This window comes from Candidatus Roseilinea sp. NK_OTU-006, from assembly GCF_012931985.1.
In the GTDB taxonomy this organism is placed as follows: domain Bacteria; phylum Chloroflexota; class Anaerolineae; order J036; family Brachytrichaceae; genus JAAFGM01.
This window is the reverse complement of the sequence record NZ_JAAFGM010000072.1, coordinates 1-3,318: the sequence shown is the minus strand read 5'-3', so window position 1 is coordinate 3,318 and position 3,318 is coordinate 1. Positions and strand designations below refer to the sequence as shown.

Sequence of the window (3,318 nt, the reverse complement as noted above, 5' to 3'; positions counted from 1 at the left end):
CCCGCTGCCCGCGTAGCAGAAGATGCGGACGCGATCCACGTTGATGCCCGATACGCGCGCCGCTTCGATGTTGCCGCCGATGGCGTAGATATGGCGGCCCAGCGTGGTAGCGTTGAGGATGAAAGCCACAAGGATCGCCACCGCGAGCAAGACGATGAACATGTTGGGAATCTCATAGCCCAGGAACGCCTGTTTGCCCTGCCCTAGCGTCAGGAAAGCAAAGCCGGAGGGAAAAACGATGGGATAACCCCGTGTAATGAACGCCGCTGCTCCGCTGGCCATCAGCCAGGTGCCCAGGGTGATGATGAAAGGCGGAATATGCAGCTTGGTGACGAAAACACCATGCCAGATTCCTACCAGTGTGGCAAAGGCCAGGACAAGGATGATGGAGGGCACGATGGCAATGGGCGAAGTGGAGTGGAACACGGCATCGAAGGGTGGGATCGCCCCGATGCCCTTCATCATCAGCGTCGCCACCAGGACACCCGTCAGGGCGGTCATCGAGCCAACGGACAGATCAATGCCGCCGGTGATGATCACCAGCAACTCGCCTACGGCCAGCAGGCCATAGATGGCTACGAAGCGCATGATGACCGCCAGGTTGGCGGGCCTGAGGAAGGCTTCGGGCTTCTGCTGCCAGAAGAAGATGCACAGAACCAGGAACGCGATGCCAATGGGCACCTCGCGAGCACGCAGGATCCCCGGCGATCGCGCCCTCAAACCACTCAGCCTGGTGCGAAGTTCGGCTACAGCGCCTGAAGTGTCCATGAAGCTACTCCTGGTGGAGACGAACCTGTCGCTGATGCCAGGTGACTACCCGGAACAGTCTCCGAAGCGCACAAATCAGCAGCACCAATGGCTCCTGGCAATCCTGGCGAAGAGTGTGGTCTATTCAGTTCTTGCTGTCCCTGCTTCTTTCACCTGCGAACCGGTATCAGTGAGGCAATGATGGCGCTATCTAGAATGACAACGATTTCCCACTATTATAGCGAAAAAACCGTTTTGGGGTAGAAGAGCGTGTGCAGGGCCTTGTAGGAAAGTGAAGCAAGTGTGGCACAACAGATAAATCCTGCAGCCTCGACCGAGAGCGTGTTATGCGCTTTTCCCCCTCAACCCCCTGTGCGACCGAAGACGAATCCCCTCGCCCCGCGACGCAGTCGCGAGGGAGAGGGGACTTAGGGGTGAGGGGAAGCTACCTCACGAAAGTTCATGACAGCCTCTCGCGAGAGCCGAACGGACAGTCGCTCAGTGCCGCACCACCACATCGCAGACGGGCCTCTGTGTCCCGTCCCGCAGAATCACCCGTAGCCGTAATACGTAGAATCCGGCGGGCTGACCGCCGAGATCAACCGGCGCGTCGGTCAGGGGAGCGTCGCGCAAGGGTGGTTCAGGGATGGTCTGCTGGGGAGAGGGGGTGCGCAGCGGTCGCCAGACGCCGGGCGCGGCCTGCGGCTGACCGGGTCCGGCATAACCGAGTTCGACGGCATACGCCCACAAATTGTCCAGCGCCACCGTGCCCACGACCGGGAAGGTATCGCCCACCACTTCGCCTGAAGACGGCGCGGTGATGCGCGCGTCCGGGTTCAGGCACGCTTGATAGAGGCGGGCGGGAGTGGCACTGGGCATCGCCGTCGGGGTGGAAGTGGGATCGGCAGACAGCCCCAGGCGCTCCAGGCCGGCAGGGCTGAGCAGCGCGTGTACCAGAAACGCCACGTTGAGCGCCAGCGCACAGGAGAGCGCCACCAATGCCTGGGCGTAGGGGCCACGCCACAGCCCCACCAGTGTCAGCCAGAGCGGCTCCAGCGCACGCAGATGTCCCCGACGCAGCCAGCCAGCAACCATCAGCCAGGCCGGTGTGGAACGGATAGTGCTCTGGTCACTGTAAGCGCGGGCGCGGGCGCTCTGCTCGGCGGCCTGTTGCCACCAGGGGCGATCCGGCGCGGCAGCGGGACGAGTAGCAGCCGTGCGCGAACGTCGGGGAGTCGCGGCGGCGTATCCGCTGCGCGCACGGTCGTACTGCTGGCGCAGCGCCGGTTCGCGCAGCACGTCATAGGCCGCGTTGACGCGCTGCAATTGACGCGTGGCCCATTCGGCGCGATCTGGATTCAAGTCGGGGTGCAGCTCGCGCACGCACTGGCGGTACGCCTGGCGGATTTCTTCCGGCGAGGCGTTGGGAGAGACGCCCAGGATGGCGTAGTAATCTTGCTGGGGATCGTAGGCGACCTTGCGGCGCATCCGCGTTCTCTTCTATCCAGCAGACCATTTCACCAGGCCAGTGTGCCGCGATTATACTCGATCGCTCTGCCTGCAGCGCACAACTTTTGTGCTCCGCCCGCGTACAATGATTCAGGCGCAACAGACAGAGAGTATTCGCGGAGAGATACCATGTGTGGCACCTGCCATCGCGGCTCACGCTCTTTAGCAGGACTGGTCTTGCTGGCGTTGGGCGCGCTGCTGGACGCCCGCCAGGGCGCTGCGCCTCGCCTCGACTTGAACGAAGGGCGACAAGACTTTCGCAGCGGCGTCAGGACCGGCTTCACCAATCCCTACGCGCTTGGCTTCTGGGTGGGCGTGAGTGCAGCGGCGCTTCTCTTCACCGCGCCGCCCGTGGATCCGTCAGACTATGCGCTGACTTTCATCGGCCTCGTCCTCGGCGCCGCGTTGTGGGGCTTATTGCTGCTTGGGCTGCTCCGGCTTGAGCCGCCTGCAATCACCCGCGCCTTCCGCATCCTCAATCTCCTCTGCGGCGTCGGGGCGGCGCTGCTCGGCGCCTTTGCGCTGGGGACGGCGCTCATCCAGTTCAACAGCGAAGGCTTAGTCTTCTGGCGCTGCCTCAATTGCTCGCTCACGGCGTAACGCTTCTGTAACACATCGGAATTAAAATCTGCCGGCGCCATTTCATGGCCTTTGGGATTGGCGAATGATTTTGGCAATTTGCCGGTATGCCTAAAACCTGCGGCTACGAGCTGCAGCAACGACAATCGCCAAACGATTTTGCGAAAAACCATCAGCCATTTTTTCGTTTTGAGCTTTAAGAAAACGTAAGCGATAATCGGAAAGGCGCAGCTACAATCCACGCCTCGCGCTCCAACGCGTCGCCATGGGGAATGGCTCTCCGCCTCTCTATCCACCGATCATTGATTTCATCTAACCTGACATTCATCCAACAAGGAGCAAGCCAGTGTCAAAGTTTACCCCCTTATTACACCGAAATGCACCGCGCTGGAGCGCACTGCTGCTGGCGTTGGCTTTGCTTTGGGCGCTGACGACGCTGATCAGCGCGCCCGCCGCCCACGCAGCCGCCGTCCAGACCGCCGC

At 61.8% G+C, this 3,318-nt stretch carries 3 protein-coding genes; 1 reads left to right on the top strand and 2 read right to left on the bottom strand.

Annotated elements, in window-relative coordinates; all coding sequences use genetic code 11:
• Positions 1 to 681: ABC transporter permease (locus tag GXH28_RS15340; protein ID WP_320447974.1), on the bottom strand; the 681-nt coding region annotated here is incomplete at its 3' end.
• A 564-nt stretch (positions 682 to 1,245) separates the two neighbouring features.
• Entirely contained in the window at positions 1,246 to 2,235 is a 990-nt protein-coding gene (locus GXH28_RS15335) for a J domain-containing protein (protein WP_169239889.1), read from the bottom strand.
• 198 nt (positions 2,236 to 2,433) lie between these two features.
• On the opposite strand from GXH28_RS15335, the gene GXH28_RS15330 reads away from it, so the two are divergent.
• Positions 2,434 to 2,856, top strand: a complete 423-nt coding sequence (locus GXH28_RS15330) for a hypothetical protein (RefSeq protein WP_169239888.1) — start codon at positions 2,434 to 2,436, stop codon at positions 2,854 to 2,856.
• Positions 2,857 to 3,318 lie beyond the last annotated feature (462 nt).